Source organism: Serratia sp. MMO-28, assembly GCF_037199905.1.
Taxonomy (GTDB): Bacteria; Pseudomonadota; Gammaproteobacteria; order Enterobacterales; family Enterobacteriaceae; genus Chania; species Chania oryzae.
The window spans coordinates 31,660-54,811 of sequence record NZ_JBBCVB010000005.1 but is presented as its reverse complement, the minus strand read 5'-3'; the positions used below and the strand labels follow the sequence as shown (position 1 = coordinate 54,811).

The 23,152-nt window shown below is 51.0% G+C and carries 20 protein-coding genes and 6 pseudogenes; 13 read left to right on the top strand and 13 right to left on the bottom strand.

Going from position 1 to position 23,152, the window contains the following annotated elements:
- Positions 1–584: 584 nt before the first annotated feature.
- Positions 585–1,058, bottom strand: coding sequence for a ricin-type beta-trefoil lectin domain protein (locus WG891_RS05770; RefSeq protein WP_337261871.1), 474 nt, complete (start codon positions 1,056–1,058; stop codon positions 585–587).
- A 69-nt stretch (positions 1,059–1,127) separates the two neighbouring features.
- Entirely contained in the window at positions 1,128–1,433 is a 306-nt protein-coding gene (lysC, locus tag WG891_RS05765) for an Rz1-like lysis system protein LysC (RefSeq protein ID WP_443006050.1), read from the bottom strand.
- Positions 1,434–1,451: 18 nt separating this feature from the next.
- Here lysC and WG891_RS05760 point away from each other — a divergent pair.
- Positions 1,452–1,658 (top strand): annotated as a pseudogene (locus WG891_RS05760) (integrase); the annotation flags it as partial.
- Here WG891_RS05760 and WG891_RS05755 read toward each other — a convergent pair.
- The 4 genes and pseudogenes from WG891_RS05755 to WG891_RS05740 all read right to left on the bottom strand — a co-directional run.
- Positions 1,656–1,835: pseudogene (locus tag WG891_RS05755) on the bottom strand (DinB/UmuC family translesion DNA polymerase); the annotation flags it as partial. The pseudogenes WG891_RS05760 and WG891_RS05755 sit on opposite strands and share 3 nt — an antisense overlap.
- Before the next feature lie 561 nt (positions 1,836–2,396).
- A complete protein-coding gene (locus WG891_RS05750; protein ID WP_337261870.1) occupies positions 2,397–3,200 on the bottom strand; it encodes a hypothetical protein in 804 nt (267 codons plus the stop codon).
- Positions 3,201–3,644: 444 nt separating this feature from the next.
- A pseudogene (locus tag WG891_RS05745) lies at positions 3,645–3,779 on the bottom strand (DNA polymerase III subunit theta); the annotation flags it as partial.
- Positions 3,780–3,855: 76 nt separating this feature from the next.
- Positions 3,856–4,053 (bottom strand): annotated as a pseudogene (locus WG891_RS05740) (transposase domain-containing protein); the annotation flags it as partial.
- A 43-nt stretch (positions 4,054–4,096) separates the two neighbouring features.
- Between WG891_RS05740 and WG891_RS05735 the strand changes: the two are divergent.
- The 3 genes and pseudogenes from WG891_RS05735 to WG891_RS05725 all read left to right on the top strand — a co-directional run.
- Positions 4,097–5,161: pseudogene (locus WG891_RS05735) on the top strand (IS110 family transposase); the annotation flags it as partial.
- A gap of 83 nt (positions 5,162–5,244) precedes the next feature.
- A pseudogene (locus tag WG891_RS05730) lies at positions 5,245–5,424 on the top strand (IS481 family transposase); the annotation flags it as partial.
- Between the two features lie 204 nt (positions 5,425–5,628).
- Positions 5,629–7,152, top strand: coding sequence for an ISNCY family transposase (locus WG891_RS05725; protein ID WP_337261869.1), 1,524 nt, complete (start codon positions 5,629–5,631; stop codon positions 7,150–7,152).
- 94 nt (positions 7,153–7,246) lie between these two features.
- On the opposite strand, the gene WG891_RS05720 is transcribed toward WG891_RS05725, so the two are convergent.
- Complete coding sequence (locus WG891_RS05720) at positions 7,247–7,447, bottom strand: putative holin (RefSeq protein ID WP_337261868.1); 201 nt, start codon at positions 7,445–7,447, stop codon at positions 7,247–7,249.
- A gap of 699 nt (positions 7,448–8,146) precedes the next feature.
- Entirely contained in the window at positions 8,147–8,578 is a 432-nt protein-coding gene (locus WG891_RS05715; protein ID WP_337261867.1) for a DUF1133 family protein, read from the bottom strand.
- Between the two features lie 17 nt (positions 8,579–8,595).
- On the opposite strand from WG891_RS05715, the gene WG891_RS05710 reads away from it, so the two are divergent.
- Positions 8,596–9,456: a tyrosine-type recombinase/integrase gene (locus WG891_RS05710; protein ID WP_337261866.1), complete on the top strand. Its 861-nt coding sequence runs from the start codon at positions 8,596–8,598 to the stop codon at positions 9,454–9,456.
- A gap of 118 nt (positions 9,457–9,574) precedes the next feature.
- Here WG891_RS05710 and icd read toward each other — a convergent pair whose 3' ends face one another.
- A complete protein-coding gene (gene icd, locus WG891_RS05705; RefSeq protein ID WP_337261865.1) occupies positions 9,575–10,828 on the bottom strand; it encodes an NADP-dependent isocitrate dehydrogenase in 1,254 nt (417 codons plus the stop codon).
- A gap of 139 nt (positions 10,829–10,967) precedes the next feature.
- Here icd and rluE point away from each other — a divergent pair, with 139 nt between their 5' ends.
- The 5 genes from rluE to purB all read left to right on the top strand — a co-directional run bounded on the left by rluE (position 10,968) and on the right by purB (position 15,372).
- Positions 10,968–11,594 (top strand): 23S rRNA pseudouridine(2457) synthase RluE, encoded by a 627-nt coding sequence (gene rluE / locus WG891_RS05700; RefSeq protein ID WP_337261864.1) that lies wholly within the window; start codon positions 10,968–10,970, stop codon positions 11,592–11,594.
- A gap of 17 nt (positions 11,595–11,611) precedes the next feature.
- Positions 11,612–12,058, top strand: a complete 447-nt coding sequence (locus WG891_RS05695) for an NUDIX hydrolase (protein ID WP_076939868.1) — start codon at positions 11,612–11,614, stop codon at positions 12,056–12,058.
- Positions 12,059–12,246: 188 nt separating this feature from the next.
- Positions 12,247–13,350, top strand: a complete 1,104-nt coding sequence (gene mnmA / locus WG891_RS05690) for a tRNA 2-thiouridine(34) synthase MnmA (RefSeq protein WP_337261863.1) — start codon at positions 12,247–12,249, stop codon at positions 13,348–13,350.
- Between the two features lie 2 nt (positions 13,351–13,352).
- Positions 13,353–13,979: a high frequency lysogenization protein HflD gene (gene hflD, locus WG891_RS05685; protein WP_337261862.1), complete on the top strand. Its 627-nt coding sequence runs from the start codon at positions 13,353–13,355 to the stop codon at positions 13,977–13,979.
- A gap of 22 nt (positions 13,980–14,001) precedes the next feature.
- Positions 14,002–15,372, top strand: coding sequence for an adenylosuccinate lyase (gene purB / locus WG891_RS05680; RefSeq protein WP_337261861.1), 1,371 nt, complete (start codon positions 14,002–14,004; stop codon positions 15,370–15,372).
- Between the two features lie 46 nt (positions 15,373–15,418).
- Here purB and WG891_RS05675 read toward each other — a convergent pair whose 3' ends face one another.
- On the bottom strand, positions 15,419–16,120 hold the full coding sequence (locus WG891_RS05675) for a GNAT family N-acetyltransferase (protein ID WP_337261860.1): 702 nt from the start codon (positions 16,118–16,120) through the stop codon (positions 15,419–15,421).
- Between the two features lie 321 nt (positions 16,121–16,441).
- Between WG891_RS05675 and phoP the strand changes: the two genes are divergently transcribed.
- From phoP to WG891_RS05660, 3 genes are all read left to right on the top strand, one after another.
- Positions 16,442–17,113: a two-component system response regulator PhoP gene (gene phoP, locus WG891_RS05670; protein WP_337261859.1), complete on the top strand. Its 672-nt coding sequence runs from the start codon at positions 16,442–16,444 to the stop codon at positions 17,111–17,113.
- Positions 17,114–17,118: 5 nt separating this feature from the next.
- Positions 17,119–18,576, top strand: coding sequence for a two-component system sensor histidine kinase PhoQ (phoQ, locus tag WG891_RS05665; RefSeq protein ID WP_337261858.1), 1,458 nt, complete (start codon positions 17,119–17,121; stop codon positions 18,574–18,576).
- 81 nt (positions 18,577–18,657) lie between these two features.
- A complete protein-coding gene (locus tag WG891_RS05660; RefSeq protein ID WP_337261857.1) occupies positions 18,658–19,779 on the top strand; it encodes a ribosomal protein uL16 3-hydroxylase in 1,122 nt (373 codons plus the stop codon).
- 43 nt (positions 19,780–19,822) lie between these two features.
- Here WG891_RS05660 and pepT read toward each other — a convergent pair whose 3' ends face one another.
- The 3 genes from pepT to nagK form a co-directional block, all read right to left on the bottom strand.
- A complete protein-coding gene (pepT, locus tag WG891_RS05655) occupies positions 19,823–21,058 on the bottom strand; it encodes a peptidase T (protein ID WP_337261856.1) in 1,236 nt (411 codons plus the stop codon).
- Positions 21,059–21,206: 148 nt separating this feature from the next.
- Positions 21,207–22,058: a Sir2 family NAD+-dependent deacetylase gene (gene cobB, locus WG891_RS05650; protein WP_076939859.1), complete on the bottom strand. Its 852-nt coding sequence runs from the start codon at positions 22,056–22,058 to the stop codon at positions 21,207–21,209.
- A gap of 9 nt (positions 22,059–22,067) precedes the next feature.
- Positions 22,068–22,982: an N-acetylglucosamine kinase gene (nagK, locus tag WG891_RS05645; protein WP_337261855.1), complete on the bottom strand. Its 915-nt coding sequence runs from the start codon at positions 22,980–22,982 to the stop codon at positions 22,068–22,070.
- Between the last annotated feature and the right edge of the window lie 170 nt (positions 22,983–23,152).

Sequence of the window (23,152 nt, the reverse complement as noted above, 5' to 3'; positions counted from 1 at the left end):
AACCAGAACGATGGTAGCAACCCATCGCACCCACAAAGAGATCAATTTCCATACAAAACAATGAAAAATAATTTAATATTCACCCAACTAATTAGTATTAATCAGATAAAAGCATTCATACCAAGAATACTTATTTAAACTCCCACTCGATGTACGCTACACCTTATGAGTTAACCATCCATGCGCTGTCGAAAGACAGTTGTCTCTTTTTTTGAAGCGCATCAAATAATGATGCAATAAGCATTGATTTACCAAGCAAACATTAGCTATTCTTCACATTAAGATAATTAAATATTCCGTTTAATGTCTAGCATGAAGAATATTTATTTCCCTGGTGTTGGTCAAATGACCCCCACCACTCGACGGAGAGTGGTGGTTTTTTTTGCCTGCGATTTTTATTGATTTGCTTGCACGCCAGCCCAAAAGTTACTCGGTCAGTTCTGGCACATATGATTATCACACTTGAGGATGTGATCGCTGCGGATAGTCCAAACAGAAAAACCCCGGATTATGCCGAGGCTCTTGGTTGTTGTGCATCACTTGATGACGCTCAGTGAATGCCATCAGGAATGACGATTGCACTTTTATTGGGGCAGTTTCCAGTTTTGTGCAGGCAGGCCGCTACATGCAAGCATCTTTACTGGTTTATTTAATCCTGCCGTCGTCAGGCATTTATTTGATGCTATATTACGCACCTCAGTCTGAATATCCTGAAACGCTTTCCACTGCTGTTTTGTATTCTGATAATCACACGTTGCAACCCCCAGTGTACTGCCTTCATCAGACAGGCATTGACCGCTGTTCAGTACAATATAGTGAAGTGTGGACGACTCTTCTTCCGGGGTGACTGGCGTTGTGTCGTCACAGGCCAGCAACGCAGGCTCACCCAGGGTCTTCTCTGCCAAGCAATTACGCCCATTGGCAACATTCAGATAACCAGCAGTCGTCTTTGTGGTGACAGTGATAACCTTTGCACTCTGAATATCTGATGTTGAAACCGCCATAGCCGAAAATGATGCTGCGACAGTCACAACTAATACCGCTAAATGTGTTTTCATCTCTCGATTCCTTTTAACTTATTGATAAAAATAAATAATGTGAATTTATTACTTTATTGCCGCAGTCAATTACCATTTAGTCAACGCTTCAATGCGTGAGGCACATATATCCATTTCACCTTGCTTAATCTGCAAAGCCTCTACTGCGTCACCAAACGTTATACCTTCAAACGGCGAACTTTCACGCTTTTGCAACAGTGCTATCGGTGGTAGGACATAAGACGAGGTAGCCAACCAATTGCAGGACAGTGCACCACTGGTTGATGGTGAAGGTATCGCCGTCGAAATCCAGGCAGCGATAGAACAAGCTAAACTTACAGCGCGGCTCGGGCCCAGGTTGAGCAGTTGAAACAGAAGTGGGGCATTACAAACCATACCGAGCTGAAAAACAAAGTGGTGGCCCGCAGCCGAGATCATGTGGTCAGCCAGTACCAGGTTCATTACTTTCGTAGTACTTCGATGGCGGAGCGCGGAGCTCAGGTATCTGCAAACACGTTAACCATGAGTTTCAGTAAAGCCAGAGATCTCGCAAACATCAATTGGAGATCGGGAACGCCAGCAACATTTCATAAGCAGCGCTCTCTTTCAGAACGTTTATACAGCCACCATCAGCCGTTCGCTATTAGGCTGGGGTTTGCATTCATCAAACAGTCCCAACTGTGCCACGCCTTGGCTGGAAAAATCTTGTAACATCACGCCTCCTTTCTGGTACCGATAACCCGGTTGCCAAATCGCGTCAAGGCAGCGTATGGATGTGGCAATAATGTCGCGGGTATCTTAATATGGCCTTGCTCTCAAGAGCGGGTGGGCCTTGGTTCGTACTCATCATGACGGCGTTTATGGGTATGAATGGCACCTGTAGCTCCAACTACCGACGGCCGCCCATCTTACTCAATAAAAAAACCACCAGCAGATAACGGTCAGGGCGACCAGGCAGGATCTGCAGGTGGTTTTGCTTGCGCATAACGCAGCAGCCTCAATTGGGAAGCTGTTCTGTTATGCAATAAATAAACGGTCTCAGCCACCTAAATTCTATTTATTCCACTAAGCCACTCACTCTAATGGTATAAGCGTGAACTTCCATTGAGTTACGTTATCAATGTATCTCCATCCATCCGAAACTTTTCCTCCTGATAACCATCAATTGGCTGATGCTCAGTTGTTAAGAGGGAATAGTATTGGAATACACACTTAAGGATACATAGTTTCCTTAAGTCTCTTATATTCATCCTGTGCTAGCGGCAATCATTCATTATAGTATTTCCTTGTTGTTAGCCATTAATTCAATCGCAAATATCGACAATGCATTTTCTCGCCCATAAATGCGCAGCAACGTATTTAAAATAGGTTTCGCGGGTCATATACTTGGTCATTCGCAGAAGGAGGGCCATTTTTTAACACAATTCCCGCATGACAACTTTCGAATAAACTATTTTTCATCTCACCCCAATGAATGCCATTATCCAGGCTATACCTCAGATTATTTTCCGTACCATTCAGCACAATACCTTGATATTTCATAACCAATCGTTCAATCGACAAACCAGACGGTGTATGTAACCTTATAATAAGAGATATATCGCCCAAACCATTCCTGAATGTTAATAATGGGCCTACACATTGCACATCCCAACTTTCCGGTCCAATATAGAACTCATTGTCTTTAATAGATAAAGTTATCTGACCATCAGCATTAGTGAAAAGTCCAGACACTAATACTGGCTGCCCTTCATATTTAGGTGGTGTAATTGACAGCAGAGGCAAGTCATTTACTGCGATTAAATGCTGACAATTTCGGAATGTTGAACCGGCAAATTTAACTGTTATAGGTTCAATGCCAAAATCAAACATCTCTTGTGAAAACCCTTGCTGAAGGCACTTAGGACTTGCATTCGCTCTAGCAACAGTATCTGCAGACAGCCTGCCCCTAGCTCTCTTCTGATTACATTGCGCACACAATAACGTCATCCCTTTAGGGTTGTGTTCCTTTGCATCAGCAAAATCGGGAGCAAAATGTTCATAATCATAAAATGCAAGCCCACATATTACGCATCCAAATCCACATCGTTGCCTGATTTGACGTCTGATTTCTTCGCCAGGATCACGTTTAAGTCCATACTTGTTAGTACCTTTAGCCATCATTACCTACCACAATCCTGTTAATGAAATTAATTCATGAAAGATATTACAATATCCCCATTAACCGCAATACATTTCAAATGTTAAATTAACAGCTAAATGTTTAGCTTTTATGAAGTTTTCAATCCATAGCCCTATAAAGCGAGTAAATAACAGCCATGATTCAATGCATTTATCCATTTTTGGCATCAAAATACAAATTTTTAGACAAATAGAGCAAGGGCAGATTTCGAACATGCGATCTCCGCACTATCAGCTACCGAACCAGTACAAAGATTATATCGGCGTCACTCTTAACTCCTCGAACGCCCAAGCTTTAGCTATTTCTCGCCGTTAGACTCAGCCATCTGCTGATACACCAGATCATTACCGTGTGGTAGGCTTTCACTTTAGCTTGCGGTAATGAGCCAGCCGTTCCCTGAAATACTCCTGCAGATGCTTCGGCTATTCAGCCTCCACATGTATAGGGAGCACAGGCAGATTAAGCCACTTTTTGTACGCAACGCCGGACGCCGCCAGATCGACGTTTACCTTGTCCATCTCATCTTTGGGAAAATCACCCAAATTGTACGATTGAGTCATAGATCCTCCTGTTTGGAGGTAAGCGTACGGCGAACTCGCGTTGTGTGATTAAAATAATGTAATAAGCTGGCGGATATTAACTGAAGCTGTTTTCGGCGTAGGGTAATAGCTCGCTGATCTGGCTGTTCGGCCAGGTAGGTAAACGGGTCAGCACAACGCGCAACCAGATATACGGGTCGTGGCCGTTGAGTTTGGCGGTTTCCAGCAGACTCAGGATAGCCGCCATCCTTTGCCCAGCCCGTAACGACCCGGCAAAGAGCCAGATGGTATGACCTTGATATAATCACTTCAGCATTAGTGCATTATTGGAGGTCATTATGTTACAGAATTCCCCTTCAGTTTATGTCGGTCTGGATGTTAATAAAGAGTCTCTGGCCGTCGCTATTGCCAACCCAGAGCGTGGTGGTGAAATACGCTTTTATGGCAATATTCCCAATCAACAGCAAAGTATTCATCATTTGTTTCTAAAGTTACAGAAACAATATCCGTCAGTGATGGCTTGTTATGAAGAGGGTCCCTGTGGGTATGGTATTTATCACCAGTTAATGGCGATGAGCGTTAAATGCATTGTCGTTGCACCCTCTCGGATACCGAAATCACCAACAGACCGGATCAAAAATGATCACAGGGATGCGGTTGGTCTAGCCCGGTTGTTACGGGCAGGTGAACTGATACCTGTCTGGAGCCCTGACATTGTACATGAGGCTATGCGAGATTTGGTTCGTGCACGCGCATCCGCCAAACAGGATTGCAGGATTGCTCGTCAGCGTATCCAGAGCATGTTGTTGCGCACTGATAGACGCTATGACAAGAAACCATGGGGATACCGACATCGGATGTGGCTGGCAAATCAAACCTTTCCACTGCCTTCACAGCAGATTGCGTTTCAACATTATTGCCAAAGCCTTGAACAAATTGAAAATCGAATAACGCAACTGGATCAAGAGATTGACCGTCTGCTACCCGAATGGCCTCTTTACAATCTAGTCTGCCAACTCCAGGCGCTGAAAGGTGTCGGAAAAACCATTGCCATTTCGCTGGCTTCTGAACTGGGTGATTTTGCCCGTTTCCCTAACCCGAAACAAATAATGGCTTACCTGGGGTTGATACCTGGAGAATACTCCAGTGGCAGCAAAGTCCGCTCCCGAGGCATAACCAAAATTAGTAACAGTGAGCTTAGGCGTTTGTTATACGAAGCTGCCTGGTCATATCGCTCACGAGCAAAAGTAGGCAGTTGGTTGATAACTTACCGACCTTCCACTGCTACGCAGGTATCCATAGATATCACGTGGAAAGCTCAGCAACGCCTGTGTGCCCGTTATAACACCCTTCTTCAGAAAGGAAAAAAGTCGCAGGTTGCTATTACCGCCGTAGCCCGTGAGTTTGTAAATATCCCTGCAAAACGAACCATTCACTTTTAGAGATCTTCTGACATACTGATTTCACCATGCGTAAAGCCCGATTCACGTTCCGTAAAAAGCTGTATGGTGAGCTCGATACATTACAATCGGATCTTGATGAATGGCTGGCTCACTATAATAATGAGCGAACTCATCAGGGGAAAATGTGCTGTGGAAGAACGCCAATGGAAACGTTGCTTGATGGAAAGCGCATCTGGGCAGAGAAGAATTTAAACCAGATGTAATCTGACAGATACCTGTATAAATAACCGGTAACTGTCAGATCAGGTCTGAGCTAGTACACATTAGGCTGTTAACACCAAGCGATTTTGTCGTACTTTAACTACCACGCGATTCTGTCGTAGTCGCGAATTACCAAGGGAAATTGACGGTTAATTAGTAACCGTGTTCTTTGAATGTTTTGTTTGTACATTCGAGGAACGCTAAGGATGATCACGTTGAACTCCAAAGCCCAATTGACCGTGGATGTCATTGCAAAAGTGGCTGGGCATAAAATCACTATTGCCAATGCCGCTAAGCTCCTCAATAAATCCAGACGTACCATTGAACGCTATCTCCAGCGTTATCGAGATAAGGGACTTCAGTTTGTTGTTCATGGCAACGCCGGGAGTGAACCGGCGAATAAAACGCCGGATATTTTAAAACAGCAAGTTCAGGCGCTTATCCGTGAAAAATACTATGACCTGAATTTGCAGCATCTCGCTGAAATGCTGCAAACCAATGAACACATCGTTGTGAAGCGTGAAACACTGAGAAAATGGGCACACGATATTCATCATGTAAAACGCGCAAAGCGCAGGCGAAGTCGGGTTCACAAACGCAGGGAGCGAATGGAAGCGCCAGGGTTGATGCTGCAAATGGACGGCAGTACGCACCGTTGGTTTGGCAATAATAAATCCTGCCTGATTGCGATGATCGATGATGCCAACAGCGATATACACGCTGAATTCTTCCCGTCAGAAACCACCGCAGGCTGCCTGAAAGTTATGCGCTCAGTTATTGAGAAGTACGGCGTGTTTAAGACGTTGTACGTTGACCGGGCGGGTATCTTCGGTGGCCCCAAACGTTGCAACTTCTCCCAGATGCAGCGGGCTTGTGAGGAATTGGGTATCGAAATCATCTTTGCCAGCTCACCACAGGGTAAAGGGCGTATTGAACGTGCCTTCGATACCTTGCAAGACCGGCTCATACCAGAGCTGAGGCTGCACAATATTATTGATATGGCGGGTGCCAACAGCTACCTTCAGCATGTGTTTATACCGCAGTTCTGGCGCAAAAAACTGACGGTCAAAGCAAGAACACCTGCCTCCGAATATACCCCGCTGTCCAGGCACACTAACCTTGACGATATCTGTATCACCAAGGTTTACCGCAAGATCCGTAATGACCATACGTTCAGCTACGGCAACAAATTCTACTTCATCGAATCACCGATAAAACACTCCATCGCGCACCAAAAGATCGAAATCAGAAAAGGGAAAAATGAGCAGTTCAGTGCCCACTTCGCAGGCAGACAATTACAGGTGTCAGAGGTTACGGAGCCCGTCAAAGCGTCAATGGAAGATACCGACGTCCAGAAAAAACTCGATGTACTGGCCCTGGCTGACAAGCTTGGTAATGTCGCGGAAGCATCACGCCTAAGCGGCGTATCCCGCGATACAATTTACCGCCACAGGCGACTTCTTAAAGAAGGTGGGAGCAACGCACTTAAACGGCAAGAGACGCCTAATCTGAGGCATAAAAACTGCACAGCGCTCAGCATTGAGAATACGGTTGTGCAATTCTCCATCGAGCATCCTCATCTTGGTCAGCAAAAAGTCGCCCTAAAGGTGAAGGCTGAGCACGGTATGGACATCAGTCCCGGAGGCGTTCGCAGTATCTGGCTTCGCCAAAACATGAACACGACGGCTTTACGTGTCGCCAGAGCAAAATCATTACACCAAATGGCCTGATAGGCGTTTGATTGATAGATCTATGAGGAGTTGGTACTCTGGTTGCGTCAAAATCGCTTGGTAATTATACCGTCAGTATCCCTTGGTAATCACACTAGTACACATTAGGCGGTGTTGTTGACAACATCCATATTTTCTTGAAGTTTGGAAGGTCACTCGAAGACAGAACGAAAACCGCCGCACCTGCGAATGCTCCAACTACTACAGCAGGATCAAGATTGGAAAACACACCGACAATTGTCACACCAGTAACCGCTGTTGCCACCGCCCCGGTACCAGAGATCGGCTCACTCATAATTGCTCCTTTGTTTGCTGGTTTGCTGTATCGCTCAGCAAACGCCGGGCGCAGAAATAAAAAAGGCCACGCGTTAGCGCAGCCAAATATGTTTGTATGTAGATGAGAAAACTTAGACAATGCCTAGAATTAACATTACTTCAGGTGAAATATGGATTTTCATTTAAGTCGTTTAATCTGGATTCTTGGGTTCTTTATACACTTCTCTCGTGGCCATATCTCGCCATACCATCTGCGTTAATGCTTTTATATGGCTTTTTTGAGAAGAAAAGACCTGTGATTTTTTGCGCGTACCTTCCGCTGGGATGGTTAGCATTTTGCATAATCTATTTCTTATGCGTCATCGTACATATGTTGAACACTTAAACGCTAAGAAAACTTAAATCACCGCCAAAAAAATGAAGATAATGACGCAAAGAACCCATAAAATAAACGGGAAAGCAAAAACCCACATTAACCATTTTTTCTGTTTAAATCCCGCAAAAATAAAGCCTATAGCGAATAAGACAGGAATGGGCCAGTAATGCACAGGACCAAACATTATGTATAGGACCCAGATCAAAGGGTCACGCGAGTCGAAAAAAATCATTGTACGCCATCCATGCCTTTTACTGACAACCCTATAAATCCACAGAAAAAAACCCGCCAATTGTGCGGGTTTTTTTTGAATTTGTCGCTGCGGATACAACTTCGCGAAGCTTATATGAATTTAGCCGATTTTCGCACAAAGTCAACGTCAAATCGATCAATGTTTGAATTGAATGCGTCGCTCATCGGCAGATAAAGCATGAATTCCGCAGTCCTGAGCCAAACATCAATACGGGTTTCGCACGTACGTAGGCACCAATCAGGACGCTTATCATGCAGATCGGCGGCCATGGCCTTTTTACTTTTGCCCCAGCCGAGATAGCGCTCATGGATGATGAATTTTAGCCCGGGGTGCTCCAGCAGCACGGAGCCAATCACCTGGTCTATTGTGGCCGCCTCTCTGTCAGTGCAGAACGCCAAGCTGCTTTTTTGCCGACCTTCGAGAATGTCGAGCAGGTAAGCGTACAACTCCCCTTTTTCACAGCCAGCCTTTTTGAGTTGGCGGAGGGCCTGAGTAATCGCCGTCTTTGTTAAGCTTATCAACGTGGCTCGACCGTTACTTGAAAATCCAAGACGAACGCAAAGCAGCGAAAGAAATCACCGAAAATACAGTAAAACAGAAACTGGCACCTGTGAAGGCCATGCGTGCCGCACTGGCGACAAAACCGATCAGGGATGTTGATACACGTGATATTGCCGATATTCTCGATGATTACAAAAATCGGGGCTACTCCAGAATGGCCCAAGTCGTTCGAACCACGCTTATCGATGTGTTCAAGGAGGCTCAGCACGCTGGCGAGGTTCCTCCGGGCTACAACCCTGCAGAGGCAACTAAAAACCCGCACAACAGAATCGGACGTGAACGTATGATATTAGATGAGTTTAATGCCATCCTGGCCGTTATTGAGCCACCATTTGAGTATATGAGGAATGCTATGTTGTTGGGGCTGGTAACTGCTCAACGTGTCGGTGACATCAGCAAAATGAAGTTTTCCGACATCTGGGATGAACACTTGCATATTGAGCAAGCGAAAACCGGATCCAAAGTTGCGATCCCACTTTCTCTTCACTGTGATGCAATCGACATGTCACTAGAACAAGTGATCATCCAGTGCCGGGATAATATCGTCAGCCCATACCTGGTGCATTACACGCACAATACATCAATGGCAAGGCGTGGCGGATTGGTTCAACCCAACACGTTAAGTAGCAGTTTCAAAAAAATTCGCGATCTTTCTGGCCTGTCTTGGGAAAAAGGTACTCCCCCAACCTTTCACGAAATCCGCTCACTGGCCGAACGCCTGTACAGGGAACAAAAAGTGAATACCAAGGATTTATTAGGGCATAAAAACCAGCATCAAACTGACCGTTATAACGATGATCGAGGGAAAGATTGGAAGGTCGTTGGAGGGGAAAAATAGCCTATTTTATGTACAGTTTTGCAGAAGAGTTTTGCAGGGGTTTTGCAGAAGAATTTTTTGAGGGGAAAAAACAAACGGGAGCCATAAGCTCCCGTAATCATTCAACGCTAAAACAGGCTTACATGTGTTTAACGATAGCGTCGCCAAACTCTGAGCATTTCAGCAGCTTAGCGCCTTCCATCAGGCGTTCAAAGTCATAGGTCACGGTCTTGGCAGCGATGGCACCTTCCATTCCCTTAACAATCAGGTCAGCCGCTTCGAACCAACCCATATGACGCAGCATCATCTCAGCCGACAGGATCACAGAACCTGGGTTCACTTTATCCTGGCCGGCATACTTAGGCGCGGTACCGTGAGTGGCTTCAAACAGCGCGCAGTCGTCACCGATGTTGGCACCTGGGGCGATACCGATACCACCAACCTGTGCGGCCAAGGCGTCAGAAATGTAGTCACCGTTCAGGTTCATACAGGCAATCACGTCATATTCCGCTGGGCGCAGCAGGATTTGCTGCAGGAATGCGTCGGCGATCACGTCTTTAACCACGATCTCTTTGCCCGTATTCGGGTTCTTGATCTTCAGCCATGGGCCACCGTCGATCAGCTCACCGCCAAACTCTTCACGCGCCAGTTCGTAGCCCCAATCCTTGAAGGCACCTTCGGTGAACTTCATGATGTTGCCTTTGTGAACCAGGGTCACTGAATCACGATCGTTGGCAATCGCATATTCGATCGCCGCACGCACCAGGCGCTTGGTGCCCTCTTCAGAACATGGCTTCACGCCGATGCCGCACTGCTCTGGGAAGCGAATTTTCTTCACGCCCATTTCTTCGCGCAGGAACTTGATCACTTTATCAGCTTCTGCTGAACCGGCTTTCCATTCAATACCGGCGTAGATGTCTTCGGCGTTTTCACGGAAGATCACCATATCGGTCAGTTCCGGGTGCTTAACCGGGCTTGGCGTACCTTGGTAGTAACGCACCGGGCGCAGACACACGTACAGATCGAGCTGCTGACGCAGGGCAACGTTCAGGGAGCGGATACCGCCACCCACCGGAGTGGTCAGTGGGCCTTTGATAGCAACGCGGTAGTCACGAATAAGATCCAGTGTTTCATCCGGCAGCCACACGTCTTTCCCGTAAACGTGGGTGGATTTTTCACCGGTATAGATTTCCATCCAGGAGATTTTACGTTCGCCGTGGTAGGCTTTTTTAACTGCTGCATCAACCACGTGAATCATAGCAGGGGTAACATCGACGCCAATCCCGTCACCTTCGATGAACGGGATGATCGGGTTAGGCGGAACAACCAGTTTACCCTGGGCATCAACCGTAATCTTTTTACCTTCTGCCGGAACAACTACTTTGCTTTCCATCAACCTCTCCTTCATTCTTCAAGCGCAATTTTTGTTAATGCTTTGTAAGATGCGTGTCAATACTACTTGAATATTCAGTCCGCGCCAATCCGAAACGGATTCGGTTATAATGCGCCTATCATCCGTAATATCAACGACTATGAATAAATTCCCTGTTAAAAATCACCAAGTTAAACGATTCAGCTCAACCAGGCCCGCCGCGCGTACAGCGCCGCAGGAGCCGCGCCGGGTGGTGTTATTCAACAAACCCTTTGATGTATTGCCGCAGTTTACCGACGAAGCCGGGCGCACCACGCTGAAAGAATTTATTCCCTTTACCGACGTCTATGCCGCAGGGCGCCTCGATCGCGACAGTGAAGGATTGCTGGTGCTGACCAACGACGGCAAATTGCAGGCACAACTGACACAGCCCGGTAAACGTACCGGCAAGGTGTATTACGTACAGGTGGAGGGCAAACCGCAAGAAAGCGATCTGGCCCCATTGCGCCACGGCGTCACGCTAAAAGATGGCCCAACCTTGCCCGCTGGCGTGGAACGGGTGGAGGAACCGCAATGGCTTTGGCCACGCAACCCGCCAATCCGCGAGCGCAAATCCATACTGACCAGTTGGTTGCGAATCACCTTGTATGAGGGCCGCAACCGCCAAGTGCGGCGCATGACGGCGCATATCGGCTTCCCTACTCTGCGCCTGATTCGCTACAGTATGGGAAACCTTTCCTTGGGCACGCTGCAGCCCGGCGAATGGCAAACGCTTGATTCGCTTTAACCGCCAGAGGAGCCACCATGTTCAAACCACACGTTACCGTTGCCTGCGTGGTTCATGCCGCCGGTAAGTTTTTGATCGTTGAAGAAACCATCAATCACAAAGCCTTGTGGAATCAGCCCGCGGGCCATTTGGAAGCGGATGAAACGCTGATCCAGGCCGCTGAGCGCGAACTGTGGGAAGAAACCGGTATTCGCGCCACACCGCAGGCGTTCTTGCGCATGCATCAGTGGCTGGCACCAGACGGCACGCCGTTTCTGCGTTTCAGCTTCGTGATTGAGCTGGAAACCCCGTTGCCCACCGAACCCCATGATCGTGATATCGATCGTTGTCTGTGGCTGAGCGCCGAGCAAATCTTTGCGGCCAACAACCTGCGCTCTCCGCTGGTTGCCGAGAGCATTCGCTGCTATCAGCAGCCGGAGCGTTATCCGCTGTCGCTGGTTGCCAGCTTCAACTGGCCATTTTGATGGCATATATACCCGCCTTACTTGGAATTGCAGCGGCCCCAAAGGCAACGGGCCGAGCCACTGCCCGCAACCAACAACGCTGCTGCTTCAAGTAATAAGGGTATAAGTGCCGTGCGCACCGGCGGCCAACGTGGTAAAGTACTGCGCTTGTTTTTATTGCAGTCTATGTTCAAGTTCGTGAGATCCCCATGTCAGACAACAGCCAGAAAAAAGTAATCGTCGGGATGTCCGGCGGTGTCGACTCTTCCGTTACTGCCTATCTGTTACAGCAACAGGGCTATCAGGTCGCTGGGCTGTTCATGAAGAACTGGGAAGAGGACGATGACGAAGAGTACTGCTCTGCCGCCACCGATTTGGCCGACGCGCAAGCGGTCTGCGACAAACTCGGCATTGAATTGCACACGGTGAATTTCGCGGCCGAATACTGGGATAACGTGTTCGAGCTGTTCCTCGAAGAGTATAAAGCCGGCCGCACGCCAAACCCGGATATCCTGTGTAATAAAGAAATCAAATTCAAAGCGTTCCTGGAGTTCGCCGCCGAAGATCTGGGGGCCGACTACATCGCCACCGGCCACTATGTGCGCCGCCAGGACGTTGACGGCAAAAGCCGCCTGCTGCGCGGTATCGACGGCAACAAAGACCAGAGCTATTTCCTCTACACCCTCAGCCACGAGCAGGTGGCACAAAGCCTGTTCCCGGTAGGCGAGCTGGAAAAACCACAGGTGCGCCACATTGCAGAGCAGTTGGAACTGGTTACCGCCAAGAAAAAAGACTCTACCGGCATCTGTTTTATCGGCGAGCGTAAATTCCGCGACTTCCTTGGCCGCTACCTGCCCGCACAGCCTGGTCCGATCGTCAGCGTTGACGGCCAGACCATCGGTGAACACCAAGGGCTGATGTATCACACCCTCGGCCAACGCAAAGGGCTGGGCATTGGCGGGATGAAAGACAGCAGCGAAGATCCGTGGTACGTGGTGGATAAAGACGTCGCCAACAATATTCTGATCGTCGCCCAAGGCCACGATCATCCACGCCTGATGTCCACAGGCCTGATCGCTCAACAACTGCACTGGGTCGATCGCCAGCCTTTGACAGCAACCCTGCGCTGTACGGTAAAAACCCGTTATCGCCAACAGGATATTCCCTGCACCGTTACACCGCTCGACGCAGAACGCATTGAAGTGCGCTTCGACGAGCCGGTGGCTGCCGTGACCCCAGGCCAGTCCGCCGTGTTCTATCTGGGCGATATCTGCCTGGGCGGCGGCATTATCGAACAACGCTTACAGGAGTAATCGTGGCGAAGAATTATTACGACATCACGCTAGCAATGGCTGGAATCAGCCAGTCAGCGCGCTTGGTTCAACAGTTGGCGCACGAAGGGCAAGCCGATCGCGAAGCGTTCCACACCTCGCTGAACAGCCTGTTGCAGATGGACCCACCTTCTACGCTGGCGGTATTTGGCGGTGAGGAACGTAACCTGAAAATGGGCCTGGAGACGCTGATGGGCGTGCTCAACGCCAACAATAAGGGCCTGGCCGCAGAACTGACTCGCTACACCATCAGCCTGATGGTGCTGGAGCGCAAACTGCACGCCAACAAGTCGGCGATGAATACCCTTGGCGAGCGCCTGAGCCAGCTAGAACGCCAACTGGCACATTTCGAGCTGGAGTCAGACACCATTATCAGCGCACTGGCTGGGATTTATGTCGATGTTGTGGCTCCGCTGGGGCCGCGTATTCAGGTTACAGGTTCACCGGCCATTCTGCAGAACCCACAGGTTCAGGCCAAAGTACGCGCTACGCTGCTCGCGGGCATCCGTGCTGCCGTGCTGTGGCAACAGGTCGGCGGCAGCCGCCTGCAATTAATGTTTTCTCGTAATCGTCTGTTCAAACAGGCGCAAAATATCGTTGCTCATTGTTAATCGATCCCAGGAGTTGCTACCGATGGAATTATCCTCACTGACCGCCGTTTCCCCCGTTGACGGACGCTACGGTGATAAAGTCAGCGCACTGCGCCCCATTTTCAGCGAATACGGTCTGCTGAAATTCCGCGTGCAGGTTGAAGTACGTTGGCTGCAAAAACTGGCCGCCTGCGCAGAAATCCAGGAAGTTCCGGCTTTTGACGCCGACGCAAACGCTTACCTTGATAAGATCGTCGCCGAATTCAGCGAACAAGACGCACAACGCATCAAAACCATTGAGCGCACCACCAACCACGATGTGAAAGCGGTTGAATACTTCCTGAAAGAAAAGGTGGAAGCCATCCCTGCCCTGCATGCGGTGTCGGAGTTTATCCACTTCGCCTGTACCTCAGAAGATATCAACAACCTGTCGCACGCGCTGATGCTGCAAACGGCGCGCAAAGAGGTGGTGCTACCGTTCTGGCGCCAAATCATAGATGCGATCAAAGGGTTGGCGCTGGAGTACCGCGACATTCCGCTACTGTCGCGCACCCACGGTCAACCTGCGACCCCGTCCACCGTCGGTAAAGAGTTCGCCAACGTCGCCTACCGTATGGAGCGCCAGCTCCTTCAGTTGGAACGCGTTGAAATCCTGGGCAAAATCAACGGTGCCGTGGGCAACTACAACGCCCATATCGTGGCTTATCCGGAAGTGGACTGGCACCGTTTCAGCGAAGAGTTTGTCACTTCGCTGGGCATTACCTGGAACCCGTACACCACCCAGATCGAGCCGCACGACTATATCGCCGAACTGTTCGACTGCGTCGCGCGCTTCAACACCATTCTGATCGACTTTGACCGTGATATCTGGGGTTACATCGCCCTCAATCACTTCAAGCAGAAAACCATTGCCGGTGAAATCGGTTCTTCCACCATGCCGCATAAGGTCAACCCGATCGACTTCGAGAACTCCGAAGGCAACCTGGGCCTGGCCAATGCCGTGATGGGCCACTTGGCAAGCAAATTGCCGGTTTCCCGCTGGCAGCGCGACTTGACCGATTCCACCGTGCTGCGCAACCTGGGCGTCGGCCTGGGTTATGCTTTGATTGCCTATCAGGCCACGCTGAAGGGCATCAGCAAGCTGGAAGTGAATCAGGCTCACCTGCTGGACGAACTGGATCACAACTGGGAAGTGCTGGCTGAACCCATCCAGACGGTAATGCGCCGTTACGGCATTGAGAAACCTTACGAGAAGCTGAAAGAGCTGACCCGCGGCAAGCGCGTAGATGCGGCCGGTATGCAGGCGTTTATCGATAGCCTGGAACTGCCGGAAGCAGAGAAAACGCGCCTGAAGGCCATGACCCCGGCTAACTACATTGGTCGCGCCGCCAGCATGGTTGATGAGCTAAAATAAGCTTGAAGCAAGACTAACGAGGCGACGGTTCAGTCGCCTCACTTTTTTACGGCATAAACGCCTGCAAGCGCTGTTTCTGTTGCCCGTCGGCGGTAAAATTATCCTCATCCAGCCACTGCGCAAACGCAGTGCGCACAGCGGGCCAGCGATCTTCGGTCATCGCAAACCAGTCGGTGTCCCGGCTACGCCCTTTGGTCACCAGGGCTTTCATAAACCGCCCTTCGTAGCTGAAACCGAAACGCCGCGCAGCCTGGCGGGAGGGTTCATTCAGGCTGTCACACTTCCATTCACAGCGGCGATAGCCTAGCTCATCAAAGGTGTAGCGCAGCAGAAGAAAGATCGCCTCGGTGGCGCAAGAGCGCTGTTTCATCAACGGCGACCAGTTAACATGGCCAATCTCCAGCACGCCGCTGGCCTCTTCAATACGCATCAAGGCGACCGTTCCCACCGGCGTTTGATGACGCGAGTCGAGCACCAGCAAATTCACCAGCCCCGTATTGGCCTGGAGCTTTTCCAGATGCGCCCGCATTGCTGCCGGGTTTTCTGGCAGTTCACCCATGAGATAGGTCCAGTCGCGGCCATCTGGCGCTTGCTGATAAGCATTAAACAGCGCAACGAAATCTCGTTCGGCATCCAACGCAACAAGGCGGCAAAACTGACCGCTCAGCGTTACACCCGTCGGCCGTGGCCGTGGTTGCCATGCCGGTAATGGTTCCCCCACGGGCTGGCCATATTGATTGATCGCCATAAATTTATTCCATCTGATTGCTGCAAAATTGAATAACTCAACAGAATACGTCGCCACTGCCAGGTAAAGTATCCCTCCCCGTTTAGGTTTGGTTTAGCTTTGTTTACACACTGTTTATCCTGCGTTTATAACCGACTGTCGATAATTGCCGCATCCAACTATGTGATAACACTGATTTCACAGCGCCAGCTTGCGGCATCAACGTGTTATACCTACCATAACTTAGCGCGATCAGGGTAGCCCCAATACGTGCTGAAAATGTGTTACCTATCGAGCGTGGGTGGCCAGAACTTCACCCCCCGATCTACAGGAGTCTGCTCCATGCGAATACTGGTTGTTGAAGATAATGGTCTGTTACGCCACCACCTGTCGGTACAGATGCGCGAAATGGGACATCAGGTGGATGCGGCGGAAGATGCCAAAGAGGCGGATTATTTCTTGCAGGAACATGCGCCAGATATCGCCATTGTCGATCTCGGCCTGCCAGGCGAAGACGGCCTGAGCCTGATTCGCCGCTGGCGCGCCCAGCAGATGAAATTGCCCATCCTGGTGCTGACCGCCCGCGAAAGCTGGCAGGATAAAGTGGCGGTGCTGGAGGCCGGTGCTGACGATTACGTCACTAAGCCCTTCCATCTGGAAGAAGTGATTGCCCGTATGCAGGCACTGATGCGCCGCAACAGCGGCCTGGCTTCACAAGTGATCGTCTTGCAGCCCTTTCAGATCGACCTTTCGCGCCGCGAGTTGAGCGTCAATGACCAGCAAATCAAGCTGACGGCGTTTGAGTACACCATCATTGAAACGCTGATCCGCAATGCCGGTAAAGTGGTCAGCAAAGATTCGTTGATGCTGCAGCTTTACCCGGATGCCGAACTGCGCGAGAGCCATACCATCGATGTACTGATGGGCCGCCTGCGTAAAAAATTGCAGGCTGAACATCCACAGGACGTAATCACCACCGTGCGTGGCCAGGGCTATCGTTTTGACGCTAAGTGAACATCATGTTCAGAAAAGATAAAAAGCCTTTCTCGCTACGAGCCCGTTTTCTGATGGCAACCGCCGGGGTGATCCTGGCGCTGTCACTTTCCTATGGGTTAGTTGCGATCGTCGGGTATATCGTCAGCTTCGACAAAACCTCCTTCCGCCTGCTGCGCGGTGAAAGCAACCTGTTTTTCAGCCTGGCGCAATGGAAAGAGCAAAAATTAACCATTGCCATTCCCCCGGATCTTGATATCAACTCCCCTACTTTGGTGTTTATCTACGACGATAAAGGCAAGTTGCTGTGGAGCCAGCGCAAAGTCCCGGAATTGGAAAAGCTGATAAAAAAAGAGTGGCTGGAAGAGTCCGGCTTTTATGAAATTGATACCGATACCCGTATCAGTAGCGAAGTGCTGGGGGATAACCCTAAGGCCCAGAATCAGCTGAAAGATTACGATGAAACCGATCAGAACGCCCTGACCCACTCGGTGGCCGTCAACACCTATGCCGCCACCTCGCGTTTACCGGCCTTGAGCATTGTGGTGGTTGACAGTATTCCACAGGAACTGCAACGTTCAGACGTGGTGTGGGAATGGTTCAGCTATGTTTTGCTGGCCAATCTGCTGTTAGTGGTGCCCCTGCTGTGGCTGGCGGCGTATTGGAGCCTGCGGCCGATCAAGGCGTTGGTGAACCAGGTCGGCGAATTGGAAAATGGTGAACGCGAGCAACTGGACGAAAATCCCCCCAGTGAGCTGCGTGGATTAGTGCGTAATCTCAATATTCTGCTGCGCAACGAACGCCAGCGTTACACCAAATACCGCACCACGCTGTCGGACCTGACCCACAGCCTGAAAACACCGTTGGCGGTGCTGCAAACCACCCTGCGCTCACTACGCTCCGGCAACCAAACCACTATCGAAGAAGCGGAGCCGATCATGCTTGAGCAGATCAGCCGTATTTCACAGCAGATTGGCTATTACCTGCACCGGGCCAGTATCAATTCAGGGCAGACCGTGCTGGCGCGCGAGGTTCATTCGGTCTCGGCCCTGCTCGATAGCCTGGTTCTGGCGCTGAACAAGGTCTACCAGCGCAAAGGGGTGGCGATCACGCTGGATATCTCACCAGAAGTGACTTTTATGGGTGAGAAAAACGATTTTATGGAAGTGATGGGCAACGTCTTGGAAAATGCCTGCAAATACTGCCTGGAGTTTGTGGAAATCACCTCGCTGCACTCGGACAAGTATCTCACCATTGTGATCGATGACGATGGCCCTGGCATCCCTGAAAGCAAGCGAGAACTGATCTTTCAGCGTGGCCAGCGTGTCGATACCCTGCGCCCGGGGCAAGGCCTGGGGCTGTCGGTGGCGGCCGAGATTATCGAGCAGTATGACGGGCACATTACCATCAGCGACAGCCCGCTGGGAGGAGCCCGGATGGAGGTCACCTTCGCCCGTCAGCATGATTCCCACCATCACGAGTAAATTCTGCCGTTCAGGCCCCAACCCACGGGGCCCAACTTCCGTTATAATCACCCTCAAGCTCACTCAATCCTGGAATAGAAGATGGATTATCAATTAGATCTGGACTGGAACGACTTTTTGCAACGTTATTGGCAAAAGCGCCCGGTAATTCTGAAGCGCGGTTTTAAAAATTTTATCGATCCAATCTCCCCGGATGAGCTGGCCGGACTCGCGATGGAAAATGAAGTGGACAGCCGTTTGGTCAGCCACCAGGACGGCCGTTGGCAGGTTGCACATGGCCCCTTCGAAAGTTACGATCACTTGGGTGAAACCAACTGGTCGCTGCTGGTGCAGGCCGTCGATCACTGGCACGAACCCTCCTGTGCGCTGATGCACCCGTTCCGCAAACTGCCAGACTGGCGTATGGACGATCTGATGATTTCGTTCTCTGTGCCGGGCGGCGGCGTAGGCCCACATCTCGATCAGTACGATGTTTTTATTATTCAGGGAACCGGCCATCGCCGCTGGCGCGTGGGCGAAAAAGTGCCGATGAAGCAGCACAGCCCGCATCCAGACCTGCTGCAAGTCGAACCTTTCGACGCCATTATTGATGAAGAGATGGAGCCGGGAGATATTCTGTATATTCCGCCGGGCTTCCCGCATGAGGGGTATTCGCTGGAGAACTCACTCAACTATTCCGTAGGTTTCCGCGCCCCGAATGGCCGCGAACTGGTCAGCGGCTTTGCCGATTATGTCTTGGCGCGCGATCTGGGCAGCCAGCGTTACAGCGATCCGGACATTGCCTTGCGCGATCGCCCGGCCACTGTGTTACCTCAGGAAGTGGATGCCCTGCGCCAGATGATTCTGGACCTGGTGCAGCAGCCGGAACATTTCCAAGGCTGGTTCGGTGAGTTTATTTCGCAATCGCGCCACGAATTGGACATTGCACCACCGGAACCACCGTATCAAGCGGGTGAAATCTACGAACTGCTGCAACAGGGTGAAGCGCTACAGCGCCTGGGCGGCCTGCGTGTGCTGCGCATTGGCGAGCAGTGCTTTGTTAACGGTGAGTTGATTGATACCAACCACCTGCAGGCGGCTGATGCACTGTGCCAACATTTCAGCGTTGATGCAGCCCTGCTGGGTGAAGCGATGGACGATCCTTCCTTCCTGGCTTTGCTGACCACACTGGTCAACAGCGGCTACTGGTATTTTAACGACTAAACGGCGTTCAGCGGGCGCAGCACGCTGCGCCCGGTAAACACGGTTATCTACTCTTGGCGCGCGCCGCCGTCAAAGCCGCAATACGCATAATCACCCCCACGGCCTGCTCCATACCCTCAAGGGTGATGAACTCGTGCTTGCCGTGAAAATTATAACCGCCGGTAAACAGGTTCGGACAAGGCAACCCTTTGAATGACAGCTGTGCACCGTCTGTGCCGCCGCGAATCGGTTTCATCATCGGCTCTATATCGCAATCGCGCATTGCCTGTTGCGCCAGCGCAATCACATGCGGATGGTGGGCAACCTGATCGCGCATGTTGTAATAGCTGTCCTCGATCGCCACTTCGATATAGCAGTCTCGCGGCAAACCGCGCCCCACGGTTTGCGCCACTTCGATCATTTTACGCTTGCGCGCCTCAAAACCTTCACGCTCAAAATCACGCAGGATGTAATGCATCTCGGCGCGCTCAACGTGCCCTTTGATGCTGCTCAGGTGATAAAAGCCTTGATAACCTTCGGTATTCTCCGGCGTTTCATCCGCCGGCAGCGCATGATGGAAACGCGTCGCCAGCGACAGCGCATTCACCATCACCCCCTTGGCGGTGCCGGGGTGCACGTTGTTGCCAACGATCTTCACCGTCACCGTCGCCGCATTGAAATTTTCACACTCCAGTTCACCCACGCCGCCGCCATCAACGGTGTAGGCCCACTCGGCATTGAAAGCGGCAACATCAAACACCTGTGCCCCTTTGCCCACCTCTTCATCGGGAGTAAAGGCAACGCGGATATCGCCATGGGGGATTTTTTGCTGTTTCAAGCGCATCATCGCGGTAAGGATTTCGGCAATCCCCGCTTTGTCATCGGCACCCAGCAGCGTTTTACCGTCGGTAGTGATCAACGTTTGCCCCAGCATCTGATGCAGGATCGGGAACATGACCGGTGAAAGCACCTCATCACCAATGCCCAAGGCAATATCGCCCCCGCGGTAATTTTCCACAATCTGCGGCGTCACGTTCTTACCGGAAAAATCCGGTGAAGTATCCAGGTGGGAAATAAATCCAATCGTGGGTACCGGCCAGGCGACATTACCGGGCAACGTTCCCATCACACAGCCATGCTCGCTGAGCGATACCTGTTCAAACCCCAGCTCAATCATTTCCTGTCGCAACGCACGCGCCAGCTTCAGTTGCCCATCGGTACTCGGCACATGTTTGACGTTCGCTTTAGCCTGTGTGTCGAAAGAGACGTAGTTAAAAAAGCGATCAAGTAGTTTATCCATGGTTCCGCCCTCAGAATTTCGCGTTTCATTATGCGGAACCGATTCGGATCAAATATTGAGACAGGTCATTAATAATCAGATTTACCTGAAATCATTAGAATCAATAACGATTTTACACCGGGGTAGCTCGATGCCCCCGGCAACAGCGTTAGCCTGCGCCGTTATAGGGGATATCCGCACGTTCGATCTTACCCATCAGCAGCTTGTGCACGAAACGTGGCACCACTTCACTGGCCGGGCCATAGTGCTTCTCATCAAACTGGCTTTCCACCTGGCTAGGTTCCAGGTTCAGCTCAATGGTATAGGCCCCCGCCGATCGCGCCTCATGAACAAAACCTGCCGCCGGATATACATGGCCGGAAGTACCGATTGCCACGAAGAAATCGGCTTTGGCCAGCGCTTCATAGATTTCGGTCATCCTTAGCGGCATTTCACCAAACCACACCACGTGCGGGCGCAACGGTGCCGGAAACTGGCAGCAGTGGCAACGATCGTCCACGCTCAGATCGCCAGGCCAGTTGAATACCTGCCCGGAGTTGGTGCAACGCACTTTCAGCAACTCACCGTGCATATGCAGCACCCGCTTACTGCCGGCGCGCTCATGCAGATTATCAATATTTTGCGTTACCAGCAGGAAGTTATCCCCCAGCCACTCTTCAAGCTCCGCCAGCACGCGATGAGCGGCATTAGGGGCGATGCCCGGTTGCTGAAGCTGCTGACGGCGCGCGTTATAAAACGCCTGCACCAGCGCCGGATCGCGCCTATAGCCTTCGGGGGTAGCGACATCTTCTACCTGATGTTCTTCCCATAACCCGTCGTCCGCGCGGAAGGTGCGGATGCCCGACTCAGCAGAGATCCCGGCCCCCGTCAGCACCACAACAAAAGGCTTCTTCAACTCTGCCGCCGCCATAGTGTCTCGGTGGAAAATCCGTGAACGAAAACGCTGATGCAATACATGCTTATTCTTGCGAAACCGACACAACCGATGGCGAGTGTGCATGAACTCTCCTTATTTATTACGCACCAAATTGAGAAATGCAGCCCCACGAACCCCGCCTGCATCGCCGTAACGCGCCTTCTCGATGCGTGGCAGCTTAGCCACACGCAGCAGATGTGCTGGCAGGCGCTGCGGCAACGCCTGGTAGATCGCGTCGAAATTCGATAGGCCACCGCCAATCACCACCAGATGCGGATCAACGATGGTCAGCAAATTACCGAGGCATATCGCCAACACGTCCAGAAAACGATCAACATGCGCCACGGCCTGTGGCTCACTCGCCAGATAATGCGCAATAATCTGCTGCGCAGGCAAGTGCTGCTGATAAAAGTGGTGGTACATCCACTCAAAACCGCGGCCCGATATGTAATTTTCAATGCAACCGTTATGGCCGCAACCGCAGGCTACGCGAGGTATATCACGCCCCAACACCTCCAGCGCATCCACCGGCAAACGAAAATGGCCGAATTCGCCAGCGATATAATTACGCCCAGACAGCACGTTGCCATCGACGATCAACCCGCCGCCCACGCCAGTACCAAGAATAATGCCCAACACGGTAGGATAGTGACGGAATTCATCATCCCAGGCTTCTGACAAAGCGAAGCAGTTGGCATCGTTATCGACCCTGACCTCACGGCCAATCAGCGTGCCCAGATCGCGCGGCAGCGCTTGCCCCATGGCGGCTGGTACGTTGGCAGTAAACAGGGTGCCATCTTCATTCGGCAGGCCGGGAATACCTATCCCCACCGAGCCTGGCGAACCACACAGCGCATCGGCCTCATGGGTGAGATCGCGCAGCACGGCCAGCAATTGCCGGTAATCGTCGCGCGGCGTTGGCACCCGTTTTTGCCAGATACGCTGCAGATTGGCATCGAATACCCCCAGTTCAATCTTGGTGCCACCCATATCGAAACCGTAGTACATAACTCAGCCTCCGGCTAAAAAAATGGGGCATATCAGCCCCTAATGCCAATCAGTTAAGCGCAAAGCGGCATAATCATGCATCAATGGCTCAAGACGTCGCCCCCTCTCCCTAACCCTCTCCCCAAGGGAGAGGGAACTGGTTAGCCTTAACTGACTGGCATTGCATATCA